This window comes from Mesorhizobium sp. WSM3862, from assembly GCF_002294985.1.
Classification (GTDB): Bacteria; Pseudomonadota; Alphaproteobacteria; order Rhizobiales; family Rhizobiaceae; genus Mesorhizobium.
Genome location: NZ_NSGE01000003.1, coordinates 325,545 through 351,989 on the forward strand (window position 1 = coordinate 325,545; position 26,445 = coordinate 351,989).

Annotated in this window: 19 protein-coding genes; 7 read left to right on the top strand and 12 right to left on the bottom strand. The window is 60.7% G+C overall.

Features of this window, described 5'->3' with window-relative positions; all coding sequences use genetic code 11:
* Nucleotides 1–70 precede the first annotated feature (70 nt).
* From CK224_RS10035 to CK224_RS10045, 3 genes are all read right to left on the bottom strand, one after another.
* A complete protein-coding gene (locus CK224_RS10035; protein WP_066997791.1) occupies nucleotides 71–853 on the bottom strand; it encodes an ATP-binding cassette domain-containing protein in 783 nt (260 codons plus the stop codon).
* 2 nt (nucleotides 854–855) lie between these two features.
* Complete coding sequence (locus tag CK224_RS10040) at nucleotides 856–1,920, bottom strand: ABC transporter permease (protein ID WP_095781658.1); 1,065 nt, start codon at nucleotides 1,918–1,920, stop codon at nucleotides 856–858.
* A gap of 161 nt (nucleotides 1,921–2,081) precedes the next feature.
* Nucleotides 2,082–3,116, bottom strand: a complete 1,035-nt coding sequence (locus tag CK224_RS10045; protein WP_066998169.1) for a sugar ABC transporter substrate-binding protein — start codon at nucleotides 3,114–3,116, stop codon at nucleotides 2,082–2,084.
* A 212-nt stretch (nucleotides 3,117–3,328) separates the two neighbouring features.
* On the opposite strand from CK224_RS10045, the gene CK224_RS10050 reads away from it, so the two are divergent.
* The 4 genes from CK224_RS10050 (at nucleotide 3,329) to CK224_RS10065 (ending at nucleotide 7,320) form a co-directional block, all read left to right on the top strand.
* Nucleotides 3,329–4,555, top strand: coding sequence for an ROK family transcriptional regulator (locus CK224_RS10050; RefSeq protein ID WP_095781659.1), 1,227 nt, complete (start codon nucleotides 3,329–3,331; stop codon nucleotides 4,553–4,555).
* Nucleotides 4,556–4,557: 2 nt separating this feature from the next.
* Nucleotides 4,558–5,004, top strand: a complete 447-nt coding sequence (locus CK224_RS10055) for an RbsD/FucU domain-containing protein (protein ID WP_095781660.1) — start codon at nucleotides 4,558–4,560, stop codon at nucleotides 5,002–5,004.
* Nucleotides 5,001–5,924, top strand: a complete 924-nt coding sequence (locus CK224_RS10060) for a carbohydrate kinase (protein ID WP_095781661.1) — start codon at nucleotides 5,001–5,003, stop codon at nucleotides 5,922–5,924. Before CK224_RS10055 ends, CK224_RS10060 begins: the two co-directional genes overlap by 4 nt.
* 253 nt (nucleotides 5,925–6,177) lie before the next feature.
* Nucleotides 6,178–7,320 (top strand): DegT/DnrJ/EryC1/StrS aminotransferase family protein, encoded by a 1,143-nt coding sequence (locus CK224_RS10065; RefSeq protein ID WP_095781662.1) that lies wholly within the window; start codon nucleotides 6,178–6,180, stop codon nucleotides 7,318–7,320.
* Nucleotides 7,321–7,341: 21 nt separating this feature from the next.
* Here CK224_RS10065 and cysQ read toward each other — a convergent pair whose 3' ends face one another.
* From cysQ to cysD, 3 genes are read right to left on the bottom strand one after another with little or no spacing between them, the layout of a single operon-like run.
* The gene (gene cysQ / locus CK224_RS10070; protein WP_176477912.1) at nucleotides 7,342–8,127 is read right to left on the bottom strand and encodes a 3'(2'),5'-bisphosphate nucleotidase CysQ; all 786 of its coding nucleotides are present in this window, start codon (nucleotides 8,125–8,127) and stop codon (nucleotides 7,342–7,344) included.
* A 10-nt stretch (nucleotides 8,128–8,137) separates the two neighbouring features.
* On the bottom strand, nucleotides 8,138–10,075 hold the full coding sequence (cysN, locus tag CK224_RS10075; protein WP_164747371.1) for a sulfate adenylyltransferase subunit CysN: 1,938 nt from the start codon (nucleotides 10,073–10,075) through the stop codon (nucleotides 8,138–8,140).
* A 2-nt stretch (nucleotides 10,076–10,077) separates the two neighbouring features.
* On the bottom strand, nucleotides 10,078–10,983 hold the full coding sequence (cysD, locus tag CK224_RS10080; protein ID WP_066997810.1) for a sulfate adenylyltransferase subunit CysD: 906 nt from the start codon (nucleotides 10,981–10,983) through the stop codon (nucleotides 10,078–10,080).
* Between the two features lie 454 nt (nucleotides 10,984–11,437).
* On the opposite strand from cysD, the gene CK224_RS10085 reads away from it, so the two are divergent.
* Both CK224_RS10085 and CK224_RS10090 read left to right on the top strand, forming a co-directional pair.
* Nucleotides 11,438–12,727: an O-antigen ligase gene (locus tag CK224_RS10085; protein WP_095781665.1), complete on the top strand. Its 1,290-nt coding sequence runs from the start codon at nucleotides 11,438–11,440 to the stop codon at nucleotides 12,725–12,727.
* Nucleotides 12,724–13,659 carry an NAD-dependent epimerase/dehydratase family protein gene (locus CK224_RS10090; RefSeq protein ID WP_095781958.1) on the top strand — a complete coding sequence of 312 codons (936 nt, stop codon included), beginning with the start codon at nucleotides 12,724–12,726 and terminating at the stop codon, nucleotides 13,657–13,659. The genes CK224_RS10085 and CK224_RS10090 overlap by 4 nt, the downstream gene beginning before the upstream one ends.
* Here the strand turns inward: CK224_RS10090 and CK224_RS10095 are convergent.
* From CK224_RS10095 to CK224_RS10105, 3 genes are all read right to left on the bottom strand, one after another.
* Nucleotides 13,647–14,141: a sugar transferase gene (locus tag CK224_RS10095; RefSeq protein ID WP_095781959.1), complete on the bottom strand. Its 495-nt coding sequence runs from the start codon at nucleotides 14,139–14,141 to the stop codon at nucleotides 13,647–13,649. The genes CK224_RS10090 and CK224_RS10095 overlap by 13 nt on opposite strands.
* Nucleotides 14,142–14,186: 45 nt before the next feature.
* Entirely contained in the window at nucleotides 14,187–15,098 is a 912-nt protein-coding gene (locus CK224_RS10100; protein WP_245425868.1) for a glycosyltransferase family 2 protein, read from the bottom strand.
* An 86-nt stretch (nucleotides 15,099–15,184) separates the two neighbouring features.
* A complete protein-coding gene (locus CK224_RS10105; RefSeq protein ID WP_176477900.1) occupies nucleotides 15,185–17,221 on the bottom strand; it encodes a nucleoside-diphosphate sugar epimerase/dehydratase in 2,037 nt (678 codons plus the stop codon).
* 254 nt (nucleotides 17,222–17,475) lie between these two features.
* Between CK224_RS10105 and CK224_RS10110 the strand changes: the two genes are divergently transcribed.
* A complete protein-coding gene (locus CK224_RS10110) occupies nucleotides 17,476–18,201 on the top strand; it encodes a class I SAM-dependent methyltransferase (protein ID WP_141245807.1) in 726 nt (241 codons plus the stop codon).
* Here the strand turns inward: CK224_RS10110 and CK224_RS10115 are convergent.
* The 3 genes from CK224_RS10115 to CK224_RS10125 all read right to left on the bottom strand — a co-directional run bounded on the left by CK224_RS10115 (nucleotide 18,198) and on the right by CK224_RS10125 (nucleotide 26,444).
* Nucleotides 18,198–19,166: an NAD-dependent epimerase/dehydratase family protein gene (locus tag CK224_RS10115; RefSeq protein ID WP_245425870.1), complete on the bottom strand. Its 969-nt coding sequence runs from the start codon at nucleotides 19,164–19,166 to the stop codon at nucleotides 18,198–18,200. The two genes, CK224_RS10110 and CK224_RS10115, sit on opposite strands and share 4 nt — an antisense overlap.
* Nucleotides 19,167–19,178: 12 nt before the next feature.
* On the bottom strand, nucleotides 19,179–21,320 hold the full coding sequence (locus tag CK224_RS10120; protein ID WP_280952262.1) for a glycosyltransferase: 2,142 nt from the start codon (nucleotides 21,318–21,320) through the stop codon (nucleotides 19,179–19,181).
* Between the two features lie 186 nt (nucleotides 21,321–21,506).
* Nucleotides 21,507–26,444 (bottom strand): glycoside hydrolase family 99-like domain-containing protein, encoded by a 4,938-nt coding sequence (locus CK224_RS10125; protein WP_095781670.1) that lies wholly within the window; start codon nucleotides 26,442–26,444, stop codon nucleotides 21,507–21,509.
* Nucleotide 26,445: the final 1 nt, after the last annotated feature.

Sequence of the window (26,445 nt, forward strand, 5' to 3'; positions counted from 1 at the left end):
ATGTTAAATCGATTTAGGACGGAGTGTCCATCCGATGCACCTGGGGCCAATTACCATGGTGGGGCGGAGATCAGGCCGCCAGCGCGTCCTCCGGCGGCTTCTTGGCGCCGGTCATGAGCGCGACGGCATCCGACATTGAAATCTGCTTCGGATCGACGACGCATAGACGCCGTCCAAGCCTGTGGATGTGGATGCGATCCGCGACCTCGAAGACATGCGGCATGTTGTGCGAGATGAGCACGATCGGCAGGCCGCGCTTCTTGACGTCGAGGATTAGCTCGAGGACGCGGCGGCTTTCCTTGACGCCGAGCGCCGCCGTCGGTTCGTCCATGATCACCACCTTCGATCCGAAGGCGGCGGCGCGAGCCACGGCGACGCCCTGGCGCTGGCCGCCCGAGAGCGTCTCCACCGCCTGGCTGATGTTCTGGATGGTCATCAGGCCGAGTTCGGTCAGCTTGTCACGGGCGCGCTTTTCCATCGCCGGACGATCCAGCATGCGGAACCAACTGCCGAGCGGACCCGGTTTGCGGATCTCGCGGCCGAGGAACATGTTGTCGGCGATCGACAGTGCCGGCGACAATGCCAGGTTCTGGTAGACGGTCTCGATCCCCGCCTCGCGGGCCTCGATGGGCGATTTGAACTGGACCTGCTTGCCGTCCAGCTCAATCACCCCTTCATCGGGATGCACGGCGCCGGAGATCGCCTTGATGAGCGTCGACTTACCGGCGCCGTTGTCGCCGATCACGGCCAGGATTTCTCCCGGGTAGAGATCGAAGTCGCAGTTGTTGAGCGCGGTCACGCGGCCGTAGCGCTTGGTCAGACCGCGCGCGGTGAGAACAGCCTGCTGGGTCATGGTTACACCGAAACCTTTCTGATCCACTGGTCGATCGCCACGGCGCCGATAATCAGGACACCGGTGAGCAGCACTTTCCATTGCGGGTCAGCGCCCAGCATGTTGAGGCCCATCGAGACGACGCCGACGATCATGGCGCCGAACAGCGTGCCGAGGATGGAGCCGCGGCCGCCAAAGAGCGAGATGCCCCCGATCACGGTCGCGGTGATCGCTTGCAGATTATAGTCGGTGACGGCGGCGGACGGCGAGATCGAGCCGTTGCGGCCGATCGACACCCAGGCAGCGAAGGCGGCGATCAGACCGGCAAGCGTATAGACGGCCATCAGCACAGACTTGGTCTGGATACCGGAGAGTTTCGCCGCTTCCGGGTCGTCGCCGACGGCATAGACATGGCGGCCCCACGCCGTGTGGTTGAGTACATACCACAAGAGCAGCACCAACAGCACCATGGCGATGACGCCGGCCGTCAGCACGGCGGAGCCGACCCTGAAGCTCAGCGCGAAGAGATGCAGCAGCGGCGCCTGAGCGTCGACATCGGCGTCGCGGATCGTCTCATTGGCCGAGTAGATGAAATTGGTGGCCATGACGATGTTCCAGGTGCCCAGCGTCACGATGAACGGCGGCAATTTCATATAGGCGACCAGCAAGCCGTTGAGCATGCCGCAAACCGCGCCTGCGCCAAGCCCGAGCAACACGGCCAGGATTGTCGGCATGCCATAAGTGATGGCGCAATTGCCCATGACCACCGCCGAGATGACCATCACCACGCCGATCGAAAGATCGATGCCGGCGGTCAGGATGACCAGCGTCTGGGCAGCGCCCAGGATGCCGACGATGGCGATCTGCTGCAGGATCAGCGTCAGCGTGTAGGACGAAAAGAAGCGGCCACCGATGGCAACGCCGAAGATGATGACCGACAGCACCAGCACGATCAGCGGCACCGCCGCCGGCGTGGAGTGCAGGAAATGCTGGGCGCGCTTGACGAACGACTTGCCGTGCTCGTCGAAGGCCGCGACGCTGCTGTCGCTGCCCGAAAGTACCTTCTCGAATTCCTGAATCTGAGACATGTATCCTCCCGTATGCGCACAGCCTTCTCATTGCTGCGCGCGCCGTCGACGCCTCTTCCGGTCTGTCGCCAGGATTGTCCGCGCTTGACGAAGGCGCATCGTCCACCCGATGCGGCCGGGGATCAAGCCCCCAGCCGCAAGCTTTGTGAACCGTCAGAGCGTCAGCCCCAGCACTTGGCGAGGCCTTCCTTGGTGTCGATCGACTTGACGCCGTTGGCCGGCTTGTCGGTGACGAGATTGACGCCGGTGTCGAAGAAGTTCTTCCCTTCGGTCGGCTTCGGCTTCGTTCCGTCCTTGGCAAATTTGGCGATCGCCTCGATGCCGAGCGCCGCCATCTGCAGCGGGTACTGCTGCGAGGTGGCGCCGATAACGCCCTCGGCAACCGACTTGACGCCCGGGCAGCCGCCGTCGACCGAAACGATCAGCACCTGCTTTTCCAGACCGACGGCCTTGAGCGCCTGGTAGGCACCGACAGCGGCCGGCTCGTTGATGGTGTGGATGACGTTGATGGTGTTGTCCTTTTGCAGGAGGTTCTCCATCGCCTTGCGGCCGCCTTCCTCGTTGCCGTTGGTCACGTCGTGGCCGACGATGCGCGGATCGTCCTCGTCGCCGATCTTGTTGGGATCCTTCACGTCGATGCCGTAGCCCATCATGAAGCCCTGGTCGCGCAGAACGTCGACGGTCGGCTGCGAGGGAGTGAGGTCGAGGAAGCCGATCTTGGCGTCCTTGGCCTTGTCGCCGAGCGTGGCGGCGGCCCAGGCGCCGATCAGCTTGCCGGCCTCCAGATTGTCGGTGGCGAAGGTCGCGTCGGCAGCGTCGATCGGATCGAGCGGCGTGTCGAGGGCGATCACCAGCAGGCCGGCGTCACGCGCCTTCTTCACCGTCGGCACGATGCCCTTGGTGTCAGAGGCGGTGATCAGGATGCCCTTGGCGCCGTCGGCAATGCAGCTCTCGATCGCCGCGACCTGGCTCTCGCTGTCGCCGTCGATCTTGCCGGCATAGGTCTTCAGGTCGACGCCGAGTTCCTTGGCCTTGGCGGTCGCGCCTTCCTTCATCTTGACGAAGAAGGGATTGGTATCGGTCTTGGTGATCAGGCAGGCGCCGACGCCCGCAGCGGATGCGGACGAGGCGAATGCGAGCAGGCCCAGCCCGGCCGCCGCGAATACGGTGGACTTCAGCAGCGATTTCTTGGTCACGATTTCCTCCCAATGGAACCATTCCGGACGCCGGCCAACCCGGCGCCTCGAGCGCATCCAACCATTTTTCCCAGCGTGGACGCCACCCCAAAAGACACCAGTCCGCATCATCTGTCAATAATTAAATCACTCTTATTTATTATTGACAGACTTGCGCTGTTCACTCATTCTGAACGAAAAGCCAGTGTGGGGAAACCGACGGGAGGAACAGGGTGGAGACCGGCATTGCGAGGCACGGTTCGCCCGAGGCTCTGGAGAGCCGGCTGCATCGCGGCACGAACCAGAGCGGCATGCGCGACCACAATGAAAGGCTGGTGCTGTCACTGGTGCGCCAGCATGGCAGCCTCGCCAAATCCGACATCGCGCGCATGACGGGGCTGTCGGCTCAGACGGTATCCGTCATCATGCGCGAGCTGGAAGAGGACAAGCTGCTCGTGCGCCAGGCGCCGCTGCGCGGCAAGATCGGCCAGCCGTCGATCCCGATGGCGCTCAATCCGGAAGGAGCTTTCTTCATCGGTCTCAAGATCGGCCGCCGCAGCGCCGAGCTGGTGCTGATCGACTTCCTCGGCAATGTGCGATCGATGCTGCAGAATTCCTATCGTTATCCGGCGCCGCGCGAGACGGTGGAGTTCGTCGGCGCTGGGATCAAACAAATGCGCGGCGAGCTGACACCGGCGCAGGACAAGCGCATCGCCGGGCTCGGGATCGCCATGCCGTTCGAGCTCTGGAGCTGGGCCGACACAGCCGGCGCGCCACGCGAGATCATGGACGAATGGCGCCATCGCGACATCCGCGCCGACATCCAGTCCCAATGCGACTTTCCGGTCTATCTGCAGAACGACGCCACGTCCGCTTGCGGGGCAGAGCTCGTCTTCGGCCAGGCGGGTGCGGCGCGCGACTTCGTCTATTTCTATATCGGCGCCTTTGCCGGCGGCGGCATCGTGCTCAACGGCCGCCTGTTCGGCGGGCCGACCGGCAATGCCGGCGCGCTGGGTTCGATGCCGGTGCCCGGACCGGACGGCAAGCCGACACAGCTTATCGACGTCGCCTCGATCGCCATGCTGGAAAAGGCGCTGAGCGCCAAGGGCATCGACGGCTCCTATCTGTGGACCTCGCCGCAGGAATGGGGCGAGATCGGCGCCGAGCTCGACGACTGGATCGCAAGTGCTGCACAGGCTTTGGCCTATGCGATCGTTGCCGCCTCGTCGGTCATCGATTTCGAGGCCGCGGTGATCGACGGCTGGATGCCGCTCGACGTGCGGCGGAGGCTTGTCGATGCGGTGACGGACGCGATCACCGGTATCGACGCCGAGGGGCTGAAGCTGCCGGTCGTACGCGAAGGAACGGTCGGCATCCATGCGCGGGCGCTTGGCGGCGCCAGCCTGCCGCTTTCCGAACGCTTCCTGATCGGACCGACGACGATTTCCAGGAGCGCCTGACCATGCTGATCGGCATTCCGTCGCTGCTCGGCCCGCAGCTTCTGGCGACGCTCAGGGCCATGGGCCATGGCGACGAGATCGCCATCGTCGACGGCAATTATCCGGCCGAGGAACAGGCGCGCAGGCTGATCCGCGCCGACGGCCATGCCGTCATTCCGGTGCTGGACGCCGTTTTGAGCGTGCTGCCGGTGGATGAGGCGGTGCCGGAGGCCCTGTTCCGCGCCTCGGTCAAAGGCGATCCGGCGCTCGCCGATCCCGTGCATCACGAGATGGAAGCGGTCTGCGCCAAACGCGCGCCGGGGCACAAGCTGATTGCGCTGGCGGGGGCCGACTTCTATGCACGCGTCAAGGCCGCGCATGCGATCGTCGCGACCAGCGAACCCAGGCTTTATGCCAACATCATCATCCGTAAGGGCGTGATCCATCCGCCGGAGACCGAGACACAATGATCCTCTGCTGTGGCGAAGCCCTGATCGATATGCTGCCGCGCACGACGACGGAAGGCGAAGCGGCCTTCGCGCCTTATGTCGGCGGGGCGGTGTTCAACACGGCGATCGCGCTCGGGCGGCTCGGCGCTCCGGCAGGCTTCTTCTCAGGTCTCTCCTCCGACCTGTTCGGCGGCCAGTTCCGCGAGGCGCTGGGAGCAAGCAAGGTGAGCTCGACCTATGCGCACACCTCGCCCAGGCCCACCACGCTCGCCTTCGTGCGGCTCACCGATGGCCAGGCGACCTACACGTTCTACGACGAGAACACCGCCGGGCGCATGCTCGCCATCGAGGACCTGCCGAAGCTCGGGGCCGAGATCGAGGCGATGCTGTTCGGCGCGATCAGCCTCATCTCGGAACCGGCGGGATCGGCCTATGAGGAGTTCATGCGGCGCGAGCACAACAGCCGGGTGATGATGCTCGACCCCAACATCCGGCCGAACTTCATTCCGGACAAGGCCAAGCATCTGAGGCGCATCCGCGAGATGATGGCGATGGCCGACATCGTCAAACTGTCGGACGAAGACCTCAACTGGTTCGACGAAGCGGGCTCGCACGAGGAGGTCGTGCGCAACTGGCTTGACCGCGGCCCCAGGCTGATCGTCGTCACCCATGGCAGCGAAGGCGCCGTCGGCTACAGCAGGGAGCACAAGGTCACGGTGGTGCCGCGGAAGGTGAAGGTGGTCGACACGGTCGGCGCCGGCGACACCTTCAATGCCGGCATCCTTGCCTCGCTGCACGAGCAGGGTCTACTCACCAAGGCAGCGATCGGCGGCCTCTCGGAGGAAGCCATCCGCAGCGCGCTGGAGCTTGGCGCCAGGGCCGCCGCCGTGACGGTATCTCGGGCCGGCGCCAACCCGCCATGGCGGCACGAAATAGCCTGATCGGCTGCCCGGTCTCGCCGGCGGTCCCCGCCGGAGCGATCACTTTATGTTTCGAAGGGCCGGAAACAGCGCGACAAGAGCCGCTTCGAATACGCTTGGAAGCCCGGATTTCCGGCTTCTTCTGGCAATGCGCAGGCAAAAAACGGTAACATACTGCGACACTTGCGCAATTCGCCTTGGCCATGGGCGGCTTTTTCAGCCGTAGCAAGTCTGGTACCAGCGGGCCGGTTTACTGGCAGCATCTGAGGCCGACATGCAGTTCATCGATCTTGGCGCGCAGCGCGAACGAATCCGCGACCGGCTGAAGGCCGCGATCGACACGGTGGTCGAAGACGGCCGTTACATCCTCGGCCCGCAAGTCGCAGAATTCGAGAACAAGCTCGCGGCTTATGTCGGCGTCAAGCACGTGGTGGCCTGCGCCAACGGCACCGATGCGCTGCTTCTGCCGCTGTTTGCGGCCGGCATCGGTCCGGGCGATGCCGTGTTCGTACCAAGCTTCACCTTCGCCGCGACGGCCGAGGTGGCGGCGCTCGCCAAGGCCGAACCTGTCTTCGTCGACGTCGATCCCGACACTTACAACATCGATATCGCCAGCCTGGAGGCGGCGATCGACATGATCAAGAAGCAAGGAAGGCTGAAGCCGAAGGCGATCATCCCGGTCGACCTGTTCGGACTCGCCGCCGACTACGAGGCGATCATGGCGATCGCAAAGCGCGAGAGCCTGCTGGTGATCGAGGACGCCGCCCAGTCGATGGGCGGCTCGGCCGACGGCACGATGTGCGGCGCCTTCGGCCATGTCGGCTCGACCAGCTTCTATCCGGCCAAGCCGCTCGGCTGCTACGGCGACGGCGGCGCGATGTTCACCAACGATGCTGCGCTCGCCGACAAGCTGCGCTCCTTCGCCTTCCACGGCAAGGGCGAGACGCAGTACGACAACATCCGCGTCGGCATCAATTCGCGCCTCGATACGCTGCAGGCGGCGATCCTGATCGAGAAGCTCGCCATCCTCGAGGAAGAGATGGTGGCCCGCCAGGCGGTCGCCGACCGTTACGCCAACGGGCTTGGCGACATCGTCAAGGCATCACGCAATCTCGGCCACGGCCGCTCGGCCTGGGCACAATATGCCATCGAGACGCCGAAGCGCGACGGGTTGAAGGCGCATCTCGGCGAAAAAGGCATCCCGTCGGTCATCTATTACGTGAAGCCGCTGCACGAACAAATCGCCTACCGCGATTATCCGCGTACGCCGACCGGTCTTACGGTTTCGGAAAAGCTGCCGAAGCAGATCCTCTGTCTGCCGATGCACGCCTACCTCAGCGAAGCCGACCAGGACAAGATCATCGAGACGATCCGCAATTATATCGGCTCGAACTCGGCGCAGGTCGCGGCTGCCTGATCTCCCCCCTTCAGGAGGAGATTAAGCCTCCACGCCCTTCCCCGTCGCAATGAAGTACGGGTTGGCGAAATCCGTGTCAGTGGCCTGGTTGCGTTTGCCGTAGAGGAGCGGCTGGCCGTCCAGCGTACGGGTCATGCCGCCGGCGGCGCGCAGCACCGCATCGCCGGCCGCCGTATCCCATTCCATGGTGCGACCGAAGCGCGGATAAACGTCGGCCTCGGCGGCGGCGAGCAGGCAGAATTTCAGCGACGAGCCTATCGAGACGATGTCGGTGGCGCCGAGATCGCGAATGAAGGCTTCGGTTTCCGGCGTGTTGTGCGAGCGGCTGGCGACGACGGCGAGCGGCGTGCCGCCTGCCCGCACGGTGATTGGCCGACGGCCGGCGACACGATAGTCGCCGTCAACGTCGATCGCTTCCGCCGTCCCCGGCCGACCGGAGAAGAAACGTCCTGTGCAAGGCGCGAACACGACGCCGACTTCCGGCACGCCGTGGCGCACCAGCGCAATGTTGACGGTAAAATCGGTGCGGCGGTTGACGAATTCCTTGGTGCCGTCGAGCGGATCGACGAGGAAGAAGGCGCCGTCGAGGTCGGGCGTGGCAACACCCGCCGCAACCTCCTCCTCGGCCACGCAGGGGATCTCCGGATAAGCGGTGCGCAGGCCGGCCAGGATGATCTTTTCGCTTTCGCGATCGGCTTCCGTCACCGGCGAAGAGTCGGACTTGCTGTCGACGGCGCAGCCTTCGTGGAAAACGCGCATCACCGCGCGGCCGGCATCGAGCGCGAGGCGCTCGAACACGCCAAGCATTGCCGCGTCGTCAGATGCCGCCGCCATCGTCATACTGCTCTTCGGCAACGTCGCGCTCCGTCAGCCAGTGTTCCAACGCTTCCGCCATCTCCTCGGGCGTCCTGCCGAGAGTCTTGAGGTGGATCTCGGGGTTCTCCGGCGTCTCGTAGGGAGAATCGACGCCGGTGAAGTTCTTGATCTCGCCGCTCAAGGCGCGGGCGTAAAGGCCCTTCGGGTCGCGGCGGGCGCATTCCTCGAACGGCGTGTCGACGAACACCTCTACGAATTCCCCCTCGCCCATCAGCTCGCGCGCCATGCGCCGCTCGGCGCTGAAGGGCGAAATGAACGAGACGATGACGATCAGGCCCGCATCGGCCATCAGCTTGGCCACTTCGGCGACGCGGCGGATGTTTTCGACCCGATCCGCGTCGGTGAAGCCGAGATCGCGGTTGAGGCCGTGGCGGACATTGTCGCCGTCGAGGATGTAGGTGTGGCGGCCGGACGCGAACAGCTTCCTCTCGAAAAGATTTGCGATGGTCGACTTGCCGGAACCGGACAGACCGGTGAACCAGAACACCGCCGGGCGCTGGTTCTTCAGGTCGGAGCGGCCGCGCTTGCCGACGTCGAGCGATTGCCAATGAATATTTTCGGCGCGGCGCAGCGAATGCAGGATCATGCCGGCGCCGACGGTGGCGTTGCTGATGCGGTCGATCAGGATGAAGGCGCCGGTCGTGCGGTTCTCGGCGAAGGGATCGAAGGCGATCGGCGCCCGGGTCGACAGGTTGCACACCCCGACCTCGTTGAGGTCGAGAGACTTCGCAGCCTCATGCGCGAAATCGTTGACGTTGACGCGGTATTTCAGATCGGTGACGGTCGCGCTCACCTGATCGGTTTCGGTGCGCAGGATATAGGACCGGCCGGGCAGCAGGGCCTGCTCGTCGAACCAGACCAGATTGGCGGCGAACTGGTCGGCGACCTGCGGACGTGCGGCCGGCGATACCAGCATGTTGCCGCGCGAAACCTCGACCTCGTCCTCGAGGACGAGCGTGATGGCCTGGCCGGCAACAGCCTGCTCAAGGTCGCCGCCATGCGCGACGATGCGCTTGACCCGGGAGGCCCTGCCCGACTTGGCGACCACGACCTCGTCGCCTTTGGAAACGGAACCGGATGCAATTGTTCCGGCAAAGCCGCGAAAATCGAGGTTGGGACGGTTCACATACTGGACGGGAAAGCGGAACGGCAATTCGATCGCCGCCTCGTCGACGGACACGGTTTCCAGATGCTCGATAAGCGACGGCCCGGAATACCAGGGCGTGCGCTCCGAGCGGCTGGTGACATTGTCGCCGAAGCGCGCGGACATCGGAATCGGCACGATACTGTTGAAGCCCAGGCTTTGCGCGAATTCGCCGTAGTCGGCGACGATCCGGTCGAACACGGTCTTGTCGAAGCCGACGAGGTCGATCTTGTTGACGGCAAGGACGATGTGACGAATGCCGAGCAGCGAGGCGATGATCGAATGGCGCCGCGTCTGGCGCAGCACCCCCTGGCGCGCATCGATCAGCACGATGGCGAGGTCGGCGGTCGAAGCGCCCGTCGCCATGTTGCGCGTGTATTGCTCATGGCCGGGCGTGTCGGCGACGATGAACTTGCGCTTCGGCGTGGCGAAGAAGCGGTAGGCGACGTCGATTGTGATGCCCTGCTCGCGCTCGGCCTCCAGGCCGTCGACGAGGAGCGCGAAGTCGATGTCGTCGCCGGTGGTGCCGTGCTTGCGAGAATCGTTCTCCAACGCGGCGAGCTGGTCCTCGAAAATCTGCTTGGTATCGGACAGCAGCCGGCCGATGAGCGTCGACTTGCCGTCGTCGACCGAGCCGCAGGTGAGAAAGCGCAGCAGCGATTTCTTCTCCTGCGCGGCCATGTAGTCGCGGATCGAATCGGTCGGGGCGAGGCTCTTGGCCAGGATGTGGCGCATGCTCAGAAATACCCCTCGCGCTTCTTCTTTTCCATGGAACCTGCCTCGTCGCGGTCGATGAGGCGGCCCTGGCGCTCGGAGGTGCGGGCGGTCAGCATCTCGCCGACGATGGCTTCGAGCGTGTCGGCATCCGATTCTATGGCGCCCGTCAGCGGATAGCAGCCCAGCGTGCGGAAGCGCACGAGACGGTTCTCGATCTTCTCGCCGGGGCGCAGTTGCATGCGGTCATCGTCCTTCATGATGAGCATGCCGTCGCGTTCGACGACCGGCCGCTCCTTGGCGAAATAGAGCGGCACGATCGGGATGTTCTCCTGCAAGATATACTGCCAAATGTCGAGCTCGGTCCAGTTGGACAGGGGAAAGACGCGGATCGATTCACCCGGCGCGATCCGGGTGTTGAAGATCTTCCACATTTCCGGCCGCTGGTTCTTGGGATCCCAGGCATGCTGGGCATTGCGGAAGGAAAAGATGCGCTCCTTGGCGCGCGACTTCTCCTCGTCGCGACGGGCGCCGCCGAAGGCTGCGTCGAAGCCGTATTTGTCGAGCGCCTGGCGCAGCGCCACCGTCTTCATCACATGGGTGTGGGTGTTCGAGCCGTGATCGAAGGGGTTGATGCCGTCGCGCACGCCGTCTTCGTTGACATGAACAAGCAGGTCGAAGCCGAGCTTCTGCGCCATCTGATCGCGAAAGGCGATCATCTCACGGAACTTCCAGGTCGTGTCGACATGCAGGAAGGGAAATGGCGGCTTGGCGGGATAGAAGGCCTTCATCGCCAGATGCATCAGCACCGAGGAATCCTTGCCGACCGAATAGAGCATCACCGGCTTGGCGAAAGAGGCCGCAACCTCACGGAAGATATGGATGGATTCGGCCTCTAGCCGCTGCAGATGGGTGAGCGCGATGTTCATAAGCTATTGAGCGTTCTTTCGTGCCGGCCAGGCCTTGCAGCAGGCGATTGGCGCGGTTTGCTAAAACAGCCCGTCAAGCCCTGGACCCTTGTCGCGGGCGTTCTAGCAGATCGCCATCGCCCATAACAATGCAAGACCCGCGCCGGGCACAGCGCTTTGGGAATGAATTTTCCAAGTGAGCTTGATAAGTCGGAAAATTCTCCCAGACAAGCCGAGCAATTGAAAGGGGCTGAACAAACCTATTTGCTTCGATCGGCTAGGTTGACTTCCAAGAGCTTTCGTCCACGCCGCCGATTTTTGGCTGGACATCCTTCGGTCGCCCTATCGGAGATCGGAGCCAGCCGCTATACCGGCGCGGGAGCGGGCGAGGCGCGGCAGAACGGGATCGGTCAAGGCCAATTGTTCGGTACTCCGGCGGGTCTGCGCACAACCTGGAAGATTGCGAAGCAAGGCATTGAACCCGTTTACATCGCTTCGGCGACATCTCACGCCGACACAGATCAACATCTACTTCTCGATCGTCTGCTTCTTCTCGCCGCCGGTGCTGGGATCGGTGGTCAGCTTCGTTTTCAACGGCGGCGCGCTTTGGTCCGTGGTTCTGCTCGCCATCAAACGGCGGCGGTTCAACATCGACCGGTCGATGCTGGCCACGACGGTGGCGATCTGTGCCTATTGCGCGGCCATCGTCCTTGCTTCGATCGTCAACGGCACGCTGGCGGCGGATCTGCGGTTGTTCCTGCCGCTGATCACTTTCCTCTTCTTTCCGATCTCCTATTCGACCTGGAGCATCACGGAAAAGACCGTGCTTGTCCGCATCGTCGTGCTGGCGAGCGCCGCGGCATGTTTCGGTGCGCTGCTGCTCGCCGTCGTTCAGTATTACTGGATCGGCACCAGGGCCGAAGGCGGTGCCGGGAACGCAATCGTATTCGCGACGGTGACCTGCCTTGCCGCGGCGATGAGCCTCGCAGGCGCGCTTTCGGGGATCGAGAAGCGCTGGAAGCTGCTGACCCTCGCTGCGCTTGCGGGCAGCTTGGCGGTGCTTTATTCGGGCTCCCGCATCATCTGGCTGGCGCTGCTGCTGGCGGGCATGGCCGTGCTCTCGATCAACCGGCGCCGGCTCAGCGGGTTGAAACTGGCGCGCATTGCGCTGATTGCCGGCGGCGCCTGCCTGCTGCTCGCCGCGATCGCGTTTCCCGTCATTGCCAATCGCGCTGACTTCCTTTTCAGCGACTTGGATGCGCTGACCACCAAGAACGACCATACGACGGCGCTTGGGCTGCGGGTGGCGATGTGGGAGATCGGCACGAACGCGTTTCACGAGGCTCCGATTTTCGGACATGGCATCACAGGCAGCCGGGCGCTGATGAAACAGGGTTTTCACGATCAATTCGGCATGGACGCAGGCTACAACCATTACCACAACGGTTTTCTGACCGCGGCGGTGCAGGCCGGTTTGTTAGGGGCGTTCGCCTTGGCGGCGATCTTCGTCGTCGCGGCCTGGAACGCGGCAAGGGCGCTGCGCCGCAGCGCCGGCCCAGCGGAACGGTTCGGCGCAACGATGATCATCGTCACGGTCGTCACCTATCTCATAGGCGGGCTGACCGGTATCCTGGTCGGCCAGGACCTTCTCGATTCGACGCTGATGGTGTTCCTGGTTTCGGGAACCTATCTGGCTTGCGGACGAACGGTGCCGCCGACCGGCAAGAGCGCCGCCATTCCTTCGGCCGCCGGCCGGCGAACATGAAGGTCCTGGTCACCGGGGCGACGGGGCTGATCGGACGCCAGATGACCGGCCGGCTGCGTCAGGCCGGCTTCGACATACGCATTGTGTCCCGCCGGCCAGAACGACTGCAGGCTGCGGGCGATGTCTTTGCGCTGCCTGGCGCCGATGCGCCGGACGACGCCTTCCTGGCACTGATGCGCGGCGTGAGCCATGTCGTCCACTGCGCGGCGCTGAACAACGATCGGAACGCCAGCGACGCCGACTACCAGGCCGCCAATGCGATGCTGACCGCGCGGCTGGCCAAGGCCACGGCTGCACGTTGCGGCGGGCGCTTCATCTTTCTCTCCTCGATCCGGGCCGTCGCCGGTCCCGGCTTCAGCGGCACGATCAACGAGGCGACGCCCCCTGCTCCGCAATGCGCCTATGGCCGCTCCAAACGCGACGGCGAGATCAGGATGATCGAGGCTTACGCCGGTCGCCCGGATGCCACGGCGCTGCGCCTGCCGCCCGTCTATGGCGAGGGCATGAGGGGCAACATGGCATCGCTGATGCGGCTTGCCGACACCGCCCTGCCGCTGCCGGCCGGCGCGCTGGCAGGTGTGCGTTCGCTGATCGCGTCCGACACGGCGGCGGGCGCGGTGCTGCACCTTGTCAGCCGTCCAGGACCGCTCCACCCGGCCTATGTCGCGGGCAACTCAGTTCCGCTGGCGATGTCGGAAATCATTGCCGCGTTCCGGCGTGGTTTCGGCCGTCCGCCGCGGCTTTTTCCCATGCCCGCGATGCCGCTGCGGCTGGCGGCAAGGCTGCTCGGCATGCAGGCATCGTGGCAAGCCTTGACCGCGACCCAGATCTGCGATCCGTCGCTGCTGGCCTCGGAAGGTTGGATGCCGGAAACCGATACGCTCGGCCGGCTTGAGGAACTGGCGCGAAAGAAGGCCGCTCAGGCCCGGTAGAATGTCCCCAGCAATATTCTGAGGTCGAGGCCGATCGAAGCGGCCTTCAGATAGGCTGCGTCGGTCTCGGCGCAGAGTTTCGGATCGGACATGTCGATGCCCTTGATCTGCGCCAGCCCGGTGATGCCCGGAAGCGCCGAAAGCACGCCCAGCCGCTGCCGGTGGCCGATCAACTCCGTTTGCGTCGGCAGGCACGGACGGGGACCGACAAGGCTCATCTCGCTCTTGAGCACGTTCCAGAGCTGCGGCAGCTCATCGATCTTGGTCGCGCGCAGCACCCTGCCGACCGCGGTGACCGACCCAGCAGGCGCCTCGTGCGTTGGCAAGGACGGGGTGTTGCGATGCATGGTGCGCAGCTTGTGGCAGGCAAAGACAGCGCCGCCCCGCCCGACGCGCAGCTGCGAAAAGATGGCCGGTCCGGGCGATGTCGCCCTGACCGCCAGCATGGCGATCAGCACAACGGGCGACGTAACCGCCAGCATGACGGCCGCGATAGTCAGGTCGAAAGCCCGCTTTGCCGTCACGGCTCAGATCCGCCGCCAAAGAAAGGCAAGGTAGAGGCCGAGCGTGCCCATCAGGGTCTGCCGGTAGACGCCGCTTTTGCCGAGCAGGCTGAAGCGCCTGAGAGCACTGCCCTTGCGCGCCCTGATGAACAGGCGAAGGCAACGTGCTGCATCGCGTGTAACGAGGTCGCGGTTGACGGCAAGGCCTCTGAGATTGCTGTCCGTCCAGGTGGCGAACTGGCCCTGGAACAGCCGCCCGAGCCTCGAAAGCCTTGCCCTCCAGGAGACGTTGGCGCCCACCAGGTTCGCCCCGTGCTGCCGGTATTTGACCAGCGGCCGCGGCTCGTAGCGGACCGTGCCGCCGGCGGCGGTGACGACGAGATAGGCCCACCAGTCATGGCTGACGAATTCGGTTCTTGACGAGGCCTTCGCCAGAAGGTCGCGCGCCGCGCGGTTGAAGAGCATGGTGTTGCCGCCGGCGATGCTCTGCACAAGGGCGTTGCGGAAGGACGGCGGGCGGCGGAACAGCGGCGAATGGCCGGCCGGGACGCCGGTCTCGGAAATGGTCACCGTGCGCGAGCAGAACAGGAGCGGCATTGCCATATCCTCTTTCTCCATCCAGCGAATGGCGCTCTCCAGCCGGTCCGGCTCCCAGACATCGTCCTGGTCGCAAAAGGCGTAGTAATCGGCATCGACGCGCGGCTCGATGATCATCGAGCGGAAGTTGGCGGCGAAGCCGTTTCGCGGACCCTGCACCAGCGTAAGGGAGCCCTTGTTCCAGCGGGACCGCCACGCCTCGAGGATCGCAAGCGTGGCGTCCGTCGAGCCGTCGTCGGAAACCCAGAGATCGACATGGGGCCACGACTGGTCGAGCAAGGACTGCAACTGCTCGCCGATAAAGGCGGCGCCATCCCTCGTGCCCATGAGAACGGCCACGCGCTGATCTTTCCCGGTCACTGTTTCAGAACCTGCAGGGCATTCGAACAGGCTTCAATAGCCAATTGCGGGAGGACGGCACAGGCCTAACCGATCTGTCCAGCCGCTTTCGGCACCGCCCGCTGGGGCGCGCCGCCAATGCCTTGCCCTGCCCGGTTGAGCCCGGCCAGGATCGCGAGGGCCGCGGCCTTGTCCTGGTCCCGTATGGCGGCCACCAGCGCCGGCAGCGCGGCCTCGATCCTCGGCCACTCCACGACCTCGGTCCTCAGGCCGAAGATCTTGGCGATGTCGAGCTTGACGACCTCCTCGCCTTCGCCATGCAGCGCTTCGTGCAGCTTCTCGCCGGGCCTGATGCCGGTGAAGCGGATCGGAATGTCGGTATAGGGGCTTTTGCCGGCCATGCGGATCATGGTTTCGGCGACTTCGAGGATCGGCACGGGCTTGCCCATGTCGAGCATGTAGATGGCGTAGTCGTCCCTGCCCTGGCGCCGCTCGGCATCGGCGGCCGACATGATGACGAGATCGACGGCCTCGGCCACCGTCATGAAATAGCGCGTCATGCGCCGGTCGGTGATGGTGACCGGCCCGCCGGCCTCGATCTGCGCTTGGAAGATGGTCGCCACCGAGCCGTTGGAGCCGAAGACGTTGCCGAAGCGCACGGCGATGAACTTGGTGCCGGGACGATGCACAGTTGGGGTGCCGGCATGGCGGCCGTTCAGCCCGCCGGCAGGGAAAGGCGACGGCGCGGCGTGCGTTTCATGCAGCGAGGAGACGATCTGCTCGGCCGCGCGCTTGGTGACGCCAAGCACCGAGCTCGGGTCGACGGCCTTGTCGCTGGAAATCAGCAGGAACTGCGGCACCCCGCATTCGGCCGCGACCTCGGCGCAGGCGAGCGTGCCGAAGACATTGGTCTCGATCGCCGCTTCCCAGTTCTCTTCCAGCAGCGGCACGTGCTTGAGCGCCGCGGCGTGAAAGATGATGGCGGGTTTGAAGTCGCTGACAAGGCGCATCATGTGCGGCCGGTCGGTGACATCGACGATGCGGCTGGCCAGCCTGTCGCGGTCTTTCTCGTCGATGATCTGATCGAGCTGGAAGATGCCGAACTCGGAATTGTCGGCCACCAGCACCGCCTCGGCGCCGAGCTCCAGCGCGCGCTTGACCAGCACACGGCCGATGGAGCCGGCCCCGCCGGTGACCAGCACGCGCTTGCCGCCGACGAAGGCGCCGATGCGCGCGATGTCGGTGGCGACCGCCGAACGGCGCATGATGGTTTCCATCTCGACGGCATCGAGAACCAGCTTGCCGCCCTGCCCCAGTTCCGAAAGACCGGAGAACTGGACGACGGCGATGCCGCTGTGGCGGGCGACGCGCACCAGCTCGGCATAGTCCTCGATCTCGCGCTCGACCCCCTTGCCGAAGATCAGGAGGTCGAGGTTTTCCGTGCCCTTGACATACTCTTCCAGCACCTCGACCAGACGCGGCCGCAGCGCCACGACCGGAACGCCCTGGATCTGCGTGCCGAGCGGCGCGTCGCCTTCCGTGGCCATGATGCCGGCAATGGCATATTCGGCCGGCACCGCCGTGCGGGTGAAGCGGACGATCACGTCGGCCTCGCTCAGCCGGCCGATGAACAGCGCCTGCTTGATCGACGCATCGCCGGCGGCGCGGCGCAGGATGCGCCAGGACGCACCGTCGCGCAGGAAACGATAGTAGAGCCTGGGTGCCGAAATGATGGTGAAGGAGACCAGGAAGAAGACGATGAACTGGCGCTCGTTGAGACCGGCGACCGGCTGGAAAAAGGAGCGGTAGGCAATCGAGGCCAGATAGAGAACCACCGTCAGGCTGCCGCAGCCCTTCAGGATGTTGAAGAAGTCGGGCGTTGAGGCAAAGCGCCAGACGGTGCTGTAGAGGCCGCAGGTGCGAAACAGGAGATGGGCGAGGAGCACGATCAGCGCCCAGCAAGCCAGCCCGCCGGAGGAGAACGCATCGAAGGAAAGCCGCGACTGCGAGAGCGTGAGGCTGAGCGCCACCGCGATCAGGACCATGACGAGGTCCTGGACCATGATGATGGCGCGCCGCATCTTCGGTCGGAGGCCCGATACGGCTTCTACATAGGCGGTCATTGGGTAGTACTGAACTCCAGGCGCGGGAATACTATCAGAGCGGCGCGGGACAGAACACCGTCCCTCGCCACTCCAGATTGCAAATCCCCAACCCCGTCACCGGTTATGGCATTAGCGCGGAGTTGGGGGGAGAGCTAGGGGTTTTTTTCCCCTCTAGTTTAGTTAGGGGCTTTACGGCGTTCCACCTTGCGCGGCAGAGTGCAAAGACGCATTCAGATCCCGTTCCGTCTCACAGTGACCACCAGGGAGAGCCCGTGATTAATTGGATCAACAAATCGTCTTTTGAAATTGACGGCTATCGGATCACTCTCGATTGGGCTGCCGGTGGGAGCAAGCGTGCATCCTCGGAACGCAACTTTACGATGATGAAAGGCCGCGATTTTATCGATCACTACACTGCTCTCGAAAATACCGGCATTGAGAAGGTGCTTGAAGTTGGAGTGTATCAAGGCGGATCTGTTGTCTTTTTGGATAGGCTATTGCGACCGAAAAAGCTATCCGCGATCGAACTGTCACAAGAGGCAGTCCCTGCACTCGATACGTATGTTCAGAACTCAGGCGGCCGCGTGAATATATACTACGGCACCTCTCAAGATGAATCACTTAAGATCAATAAAATTATAGAGAGCGATTTCGGTGGGGAGGTAGATTTCGTGGTGGATGATGCTTCACATTGGTACGAGTATTCAAAGTCCACTTTTCATACCGTATTTCCTAGAGTTAAGCCTGGCGGTTACTATTTCATTGAGGATTGGTCTTGGAGCTTCCAACCAGATTTTCAAGCCCCTTCCAACGGTTGGTTCAATCAAAATTCATTGGCAAATCTCGCGATTGACCTCATGGAGGACATGGTTAATTCGGACGGGATTGAGAGCATCGAGATTTCACGCCAGGTAATAAAGGTGAAGCGCAGTAATGCGCCCGGCAGATCGCCGTTTGCGACCACCGCACGCCGATCGCGCCAGATGAACCTGCTCTAATCATTCTGTTCCGACACCCAAATCGCGAATCTCTGTAAGCCCTTGTCGAAGCTTACTTTTGGTCTCCAATTTAGAACTTGGCTTGCTTTTGCTATGCTCAACACGCTAACGGCCACGTCAAAGGCTCGGCCCGGCATGTAGATTCGTCTTGCGGACTGACCAGTTGCCGCCTCTATTGCATCAAGCACTTCGTTTAAGCTGTGCCCTTGGCCGGAGCCGATATTAAAAACTCGCTCTCCGCCAGTATCACCAATCGCAGCCAGGAGTGCGCTTACTACGTCGTCTATATAAATGTAGTCGCGGACAACTGAGCCGTCACCCCAAATCTCAACAACCTCTCCTCGCAAAACCTTTCGGAGAAACACTGCGATGGCGCCTTGACTAGCATTAAGACGCTGCCCGTCCCCGTAAGGATTGGCCAAGCGTAGAACTGTGTAATCCAAGCCGTGGAGGACATGGAACAGGTGCAGGTACTTCTCTATTGTGAGTTTCGTAATACCGTACGGAACTATGGGGTCTGTCGGGTGCGTTTCTAATATAGGGATTTGCTGCGGTACGCCATACACTGTGCCGCCCGACGAGACAAAGATGATTTTCTTGAGCCCACACTGAACTGCTTGGGTCAGAAGCCGTACAGTGCCAACAACATTGCTTTCGATGTCGAACATAGGGTCGGAGTTTGACGATTTTGGCAAAGTCGTGGAAATCAAATGGAAGCACAGGTCGCAATCTTGCAATGCGCGAGCAACGTCGGCACTATTACTGAAGTCTCCTTCCAAAATTTCAAGATTGGGGTGGGCCAATCGCCTCTCACGTAGGGCGACCCCATGAGGACGATACAGGCAACGCACGGCGTATCCGCGAGTGAGAAGAGCATCAACTAAATGAGAGCCGATGAATCCACGTCCGCCCAGCACCAGGCATCGTTTGGACATACCTCCTTCGATGCGCCCTTCGTCACTCACAAAGCTGCTCCATCAATTGCCAAGTTCATTGTGAAAACCGCTCTCGCCAGAAATCCGCAAAACGTTGCGATAGGTCTCTTCGTATTTGGATACCATTCCAGATATCTCGAATTTGGCAGCAGCACTCGGAACCCGGTCCAAAATTTCCCTAAAGGCGTCGTTTTCATTGGCAAGTCGGCATATTATTTCACCAAGGGTTGGAATGTGAACTTGCCAATTATTAAGTTCGAACAGGTCGCCGGCAAGCCCCTCGGGAGAATCGAGCATGGACCGAATTTCGCCCACGTCGCTGGCGAGTACCGGCTTTCCTGACAACAAGCAATCGATCAACACCAGTGGAGCGCTTTCGCCCTTGAAGCGCGACGGCAGCAGGCCGACGTCAGCCATGGCGAAATAATCTCTGATATTGGAGCGGAACCCAAGAAATTGTACAAACTCGTTACTGTGTTGCAGACGTAACCGATCAGCTTCCGGCCCCTCCCCGATTAGTAGGAGCTGGATTCGGCGCGCTGAATGGGCATTAGCCCAAACTACTGCTTGAATTGCTTCGTCCCACCCTTTGTCTGGGATCGCCCGCGCGACACAGCACAACACGAAATCGTCCGGCGACAGGCCTAGCTCGTCTCGCGATATCGGAGAAATCCGCTTTGGCGGGAGCGCATTGTCTATTCGGCGGAAGCTCTTGTCTCGGCGAAACTTAGACGGAAAGGGTTTTAAGTTCTTTTCTGCGGTATAGACGACACGATCGATGCGCTGCAGCACGGGCATCAGGGCCTCCAGTTGTTCAGACGTCATCATCTCGTACATGCCATGCGTGGTGACGACCTGCCGGATGCCGGGATGGCCAAGCAGCAAAGTGGCCAAGGAGACATCCACCCAGGCATGATGAGAGTGCACCAGTTCGATGTCCATATCGGTAAAGGCTGCTGCAGCCTGTTCCAACCGGCTCACCTCGAGCACCGGGATAGTTGGCGACAGCATGTCACGAATACCAGGCTCTGTCGGCTGCTCCCGGCAATTGAAAAGGGTTACCGGATAGCCCTTTTGCTTAAGTAGATTGGCCAACATGATCGGGAAGGTTTCTCCGCCGCCTGCCGTGAGGGCATAGACTGCCATGACAAGGTTGGGGAGCCTTTCAGCTCTCAGGCGCCCGACGCGATCCAAGCTATAGAGCTGCTGAAATTCGTCTAGCCGATGTGCTCCACGCCAGCTGCACCAATGGCGGTAAAGATGCTGCTCTTGCCTGTCAAAAACGTCGCGTCCCACGCGGTAGTTAGTCGCAATGTATCCTGCGACGATCTCATGCTCCGAGTAGTATTTGTCATCTTTCTGAGCCTCCACCGAGGTGTTCTTCGGGTGCTGCCGATAATAGTTGGTAGCGTGGGGGCTATAAGCCACCAATCCGCCGCGGATGATCGAAAGGTAGAAGATCCAGTCACCGCATAAGCGCAAACTTCGCCAATTCGCGTCGTGGAAGAGTGCCAGTTGGCCGGGATGTCGAAACAAGGCGGAGCTGACATTGGGGATTATGTTCTTGATCGCCCAACCGCCCAGGACCATGGCATGGGCCGATCGGACAAAGGGTTGCCCCCAAATGTCGGGACCAAGGTCGCGCAGATATTCCGATATGGTCCAGACCGTCTTGGCGGGCACACCTTTGACGAATTCACTGCGTGCGAACGCCAACATTACACCTGGGTTCTGAAAACTGCGGACAAGCTCCTCCAGAAAATTTTCGGAACAGTAGTCGTCGCTTTCGGCTATCCACACCAAGTCCCCTGCCGCCAGTTCGAGGCCTTTTTTCCATTGGTTGAACACACCGCCTGAGTTTACGGCGTTGAACTCGCAGCGGGTCTTTTCAGGATAGCGGGCTGCAAACTCTTGCAGAATTAGGAGGCTCGAATCATCCGAGCAGTCATCCAGCAAAATCACTTCGAAGTTCTGGTAGGTCTGCCGATAGATCGTGTCCAACCGCTCTCGCAAATAGGGAGCATGATTGTAATTGGGTACGATGATTGACACACGGGGGCGGAAATCCGGCGCAAGGGGAGGCGACTGCCCATAGACGAGGCCGCTCGAAAACTGCTTATCGCCTGTAGGCCTGCCAAGCAGGATGTACGCTCGCCGAACAACTCCTCCGAAACCCTCGCGCATGAAGACACCCGTGACGCGACGCACGGCAAGGCGCCATGAACCTTGGTAAAAATCCACAGCGGGCCTGACAGCGACAAGCAAGGGTCCTATAAGCAACAAGGCTCGACTTGGGGCCTTCAGCCATTCAATGATACGCCCCACACTAATCCTCGTATGTTGACCAGCCTTTCCAATACGCGAAATAATCTATTGGCCGATGGTTCTGTCACCTAGCCTGCCATTGTGGCGGCCGGCTTCGAAAAGCCGAACGTACTGAGATGCGACAACGTCTATCCGATAGCGATCGGCAAGCGTCTTCACGCACGCCATGGCAGATCGGTATGCCTCACGATCCGAGGCCAGTCTGGCGATCTCCGCCGCTGCTTTCTCAACAGGAATCTGCCAGTTATCGAGTTCGATAATGGACCCAGCGATCGAGTGCTCGGTCGACAGCATGTTTCTGATGTCGCCGACATCAGTGGCGATGTAAGGCTTGCCCGCAAATAGACAGTCTACAATGGTCAGAGGGAAGCTCTCAGATTTGAACTTGGACAACATGATGCCAATGTCCGAGGCAGCATAATACCCAACGGAATTCTCGCTGAATCCGGCCAAGTACACGAAATCAGGCACGCCACTCCGGCAATATTCGTCATAGACGCGACCATTGCCGACGAGGACAAGCCGAATATCCCGTCCCGAAATTCCGCGCGCCTTTTCCACCGCAGCGATCGTTTCAGCCCAACCCTTGTCAGGAATCGCGCGGCTGACGCAGCAGAGCAAGAATGCTTCTTCCGGGATGTTGAGTTGTTTACGGTCAATAGGCGATATGGCCGGCGGCTCCATACCGTTGGGTATCTTTACGAACCTAGGTGAATTGTTCTCATATAGCCCAAGTTTAGAAAAAGGCCCAAGATTTTTGTCGGCGGTATAGACCCAGGTAGTGACCTTCTTGTCTGCACTACTGAGCTGCTCATGAGTGGCTTCAAATGCTTCTCCATGTTCGATCATGCCATGGAGTGACGCGACATGCGTACGCAATCTGTCAAACACGTCGGGAACACGTATGGGATACTTCTGCATATGCCATTGGTGGGAATTGAGCGCTTCAATACCGAATTCGTCGATGATCAATCTGACATCTTCAGCTTCAGAAGTTTCCACGAGCGGCACATCGTTTCGCAACATTCGACGAACGCCGTCCTCGCGCGGGTTCAAGTTGGCGCTAAGGAGAAGGACAGAATGCCCCTGGCGCTTGAATTCATTTGCCATCCGGATTGGCAATATCTCGGCACCACCCGGATAGAATCCCATAGTGGAGACCATGATATTTGGTAGACGCTTATCGCGAGCGTGGATTACTGCACTGTAGTTATACCAGCGTTCAAACTGTTCGACATCTCCCTCAATCATTTCCCGATAAACTGTTTCGTATCCGTTGCGGCAGCGCTCCAGGACACTCCACGGTACGTCATACAACGCCGCGACCGCGCGGCTCGCAAGGCCAACCTCGCGATAGAAGCTTTCTTTCCGATAGGTGAGCTCTGCAGTGCTTCCTTGATAGCGACGGAAAAAGTTGATGGCTTGCGGTGTGAAGGCGATTTTTCCACCACGGAGTACATGCAGATAGAATACCCAGTCTCCTGCGACGCGCATTGACTTCCAAGAGTCGTCTTCCAGGAGAGGCATGTCGATCGGCCGCCTGAAGATAGTCCCGCTGGCGTTTGGGATTGTATTCTTGATCCCCAATGCCTGCCTGACCTCGTTGTGGGCCGTTTCCACATAAGGGCCATTCCACTTCGCGGCGCAGTCCAAATCGCTGAGATAGTTAAGGAATCCGTTCTGAATTGGAACCTCATGCGCGTCAACGAAGACAGAGTTTCCGTATGCCAACATCACTGCTTCATCATCAAAGCAGCGCACCAGAACTTCGAGGAAACGCTCGTCGCAGAAGTCGTCACTTTCGGCGATCCAGACCAAATCGCCGACGGCATGTTTGAGGCCCGTAGCCCATTGACGGAAAGGCCCCCCGGAATTCTCATCGTTGAAGATCGTGCGCGTTATTTCCGGGTACGCGGTAGCATATTCATTCAGGATAGACTTACTCTGGTCGGAAGAACAGTCATCCATCAAGATGACCTCGATGTTCCTATAAGTCTGGTGATAAATGCTGCTGAGACGGCGACGCAGAAATCGCTCATGATTGTAGTTTGGTACAATGACGGTTACTTTGGGCATGCGCCGGCCGGACTCCAGTTTGACGAGCGCGCGCGTGGTTTCATTGAGACGGGCAAAGCCTCCCACTTTATCAGGTTCAAGGACGCAACCTGTGCCCCAATTGTTCCAGGCGTTCAAGAACAGCAGGCGCCGGTCGGCCGCGTGCAGAGTTCTAGTCATGTCGATGACGGCATCGAGCCATCGACGATAATCGCCCATAGCAAACCGCGTGTACACCAATGGGCGCTGTGATCTCTGAGGGGTGTCGTCGTATCCCACGGTTATCCCATGATAAAGCGGATAGGCGGCATCCCGGGCTTTTTCGGCCCGTGCGACACCGTAAGATGCCGCTACACCGTAAGGAACTGTATCGGTTCCATTCTTGTCTACAGGCGAGAATGCGCCGCTCTTTTCCACTCTTGGCAGACTGAGCATAGCGTCGAAGAGACCGGCCAACGTCCCCTCATCGCCAAAACTATCGGACCGGCCAATCATGAATGGGTTCGGGATACCTGCATCAACAAGGAGTCCTCGTAGTTCAGCCAGGTACTCGGCAGAACCGGCGTCTGCAGCCCGGACCACGAGCACAGGGCGCTTTCCGACATGGAATTGTCGACGATCAGCGAGAGCCGGCCTGAGAGCCTCAACAAGTTGTACTGCCGTAACGTCCGGCGAAAGCTGCACCTGTACGCAGAACCCGATTTCGATGTCGGCATGAGTTAGGAAGTGGTCAATCGGCGAGGACCGCTTTCCGCGATTCGTAAGATCTAGGTCAAAAACGAAGCTCGCAACCCCGTGGCGCGCAGCCATCTGGGCATGACGTTTTAGCACGTGCCAGTCAGCGGGAACGTAATAGCCAAGATCGGCGCCGGGCTGTGGAGGATAGGCATGTCCCTTGAAAGCCGGTCGGACGCCCCGCAAGCCGTTCCAATCGGGCGACGAATAGAAGGCCAGTGGCTTGATATCGCTGTTGATCGCGCCAAACCAGATGTCATTTTCATGGCGTATTCCCAGATCAGGCAACGCATGCCTGTGCTCGGTCCATCCGGCTGTCACGTAATGCCAGAAGGGATTTAGACCCGCGTTACGGATATCGGGATAGGTGGCGAGATAGAATTCGGTATCGAATTCGTCGGAGGGGTTTCGTCCCTCCTGCCAGCCACGTTCGCAATAGTGTCTAATTGCCACGTCTGGGGAGAGTTCGAGTTCGGCATACATGGACACATAAAAATGCTCGTCAAACAATCCTGACGCACGGATGGCTTCGACCTCAGCGTCGAGTTGTTCATTCGACAACATTCGATACACCGGTTGCGGGAAGCCGCGGCCCACTGCCTTCGGCGCAATGTCGGGAGCAGCATCGGCCGCTATGATCGGCGCAGGCGAAATTGCCCGACCTTCCCGCTTACCGTGCTTGAGATAGTGAATAAGCGGGTTGACGCCTGCCCTAGCCACGTCCGGATTATCGGATAGATATTGCGCTGTGTTGAATAGCGGGGACGGATTCCGGAGTTCTCGCCAGCCATGGACGAAATAGTGAGTTGCTAGGTCCAGACCAGCAATCTGCAGATCCGGGTTAACGGCCCTATAGTAGTCGGCGTCAAACAGAGTGCTGGTGCGAATTACGCGAATCGACGACTTGGAGGTTCGTCCTCGTGCCAAAGAAAGCAAGCGTTTCCAAGAGCCGTTCGCCTGGTTAGAGCGCGCACGAAATTGGTCATTTTTCTCGCTAACGCGCTTTGTGGCCTCACTGGTCAGGCGAGCGATCTGCTCGTCACGCTCGCCAATGGCGTCGTGCAAGCTCGCAATCTTACGGTCGCGCCTATTAATTACGTCGTCGAGACCGGCGATCACGTCATCCTTCTCGCGTGCCATTTTGGTTAGGTCGGTGATTTGCCGGCTACGATCAGCAACGGTCTCATAGAGTCCAGAGACTTCTGTCACGCGTTCGTCAAGAGTAAGCTTAAGGTCCGCAACTTGGGTCGCAAGCTCACTTACCGTCTGGTCGAGGCCGGCATTCTCTCCCTCACGTGCCGAAAGCAGCGAGCCGAGCGTAACTATTCTGGCGGCCCGCAGCTCCAATTGCTTATGACGCCCACGAATGAGCCCGATGGCTTTAAGCGCGACGTCCAGCTGCTCGGAGGAAAACGCCTTCCGTCGAGAGGGTGGCGTTCGTTCATACCCGAAGATGTCGAAATCGGACTTATATAGGCTGGCGATCAGTTCCGCACTCCGTTTGGTCAGGAATGCTGGACCATACGGGATAAGGCTCTCGTTAGCTCGTCGAACGCCAAATGGTTCCGTAGCGTTTTGACCAATCCAATCGATCAGCGCTTTGCTTAGTTCCGGCGTCTGCTCAATCTTCGCAATCCGCGAATAACTAACAAGGTCGGGACGAAGCAAATCTGCCTGGGGCGTCCAATGGTGATCCCAGTAAGATGGAGCTTCGTTGGCGGCCAGATGCTCGACAAACTCCTCGAATGCCTCAGCAATATCGCGTTCATCATTCACCGGATAGTGGAAGAACTCACTATTGGGGTAGAGTCGAGCCTGCTGCGGCTCCCGAACTAAAATCTTCGACTGCCAGGCCGAAAATAGCCGCTCGTAAGGATTTCGGACAACGGCGAACCGAAAATAGGAATCTGAGGACAGCGCCTCTGACAATTCTTCCAGTTTCAGACCGGTGACATGCGGCGCTACCTTATGAGATTCGTGAACAACGAGGTCAGGGTCGCTCTCGTCGCTATCCGCAATACCGTACAGTGCCTGGGCATATCCCTCCAAAGATGCGAACCACCACTTGAGAGATGTGCACGCGACTTTTGGCGTGCTGACGAATAATACCTTGTACTTCTTGGAAACATAGCTGTTCCATTGAAGATGCTGCCGTAGCGTGACATTCTCGGCGATGGAAGATAGAATAGTCATT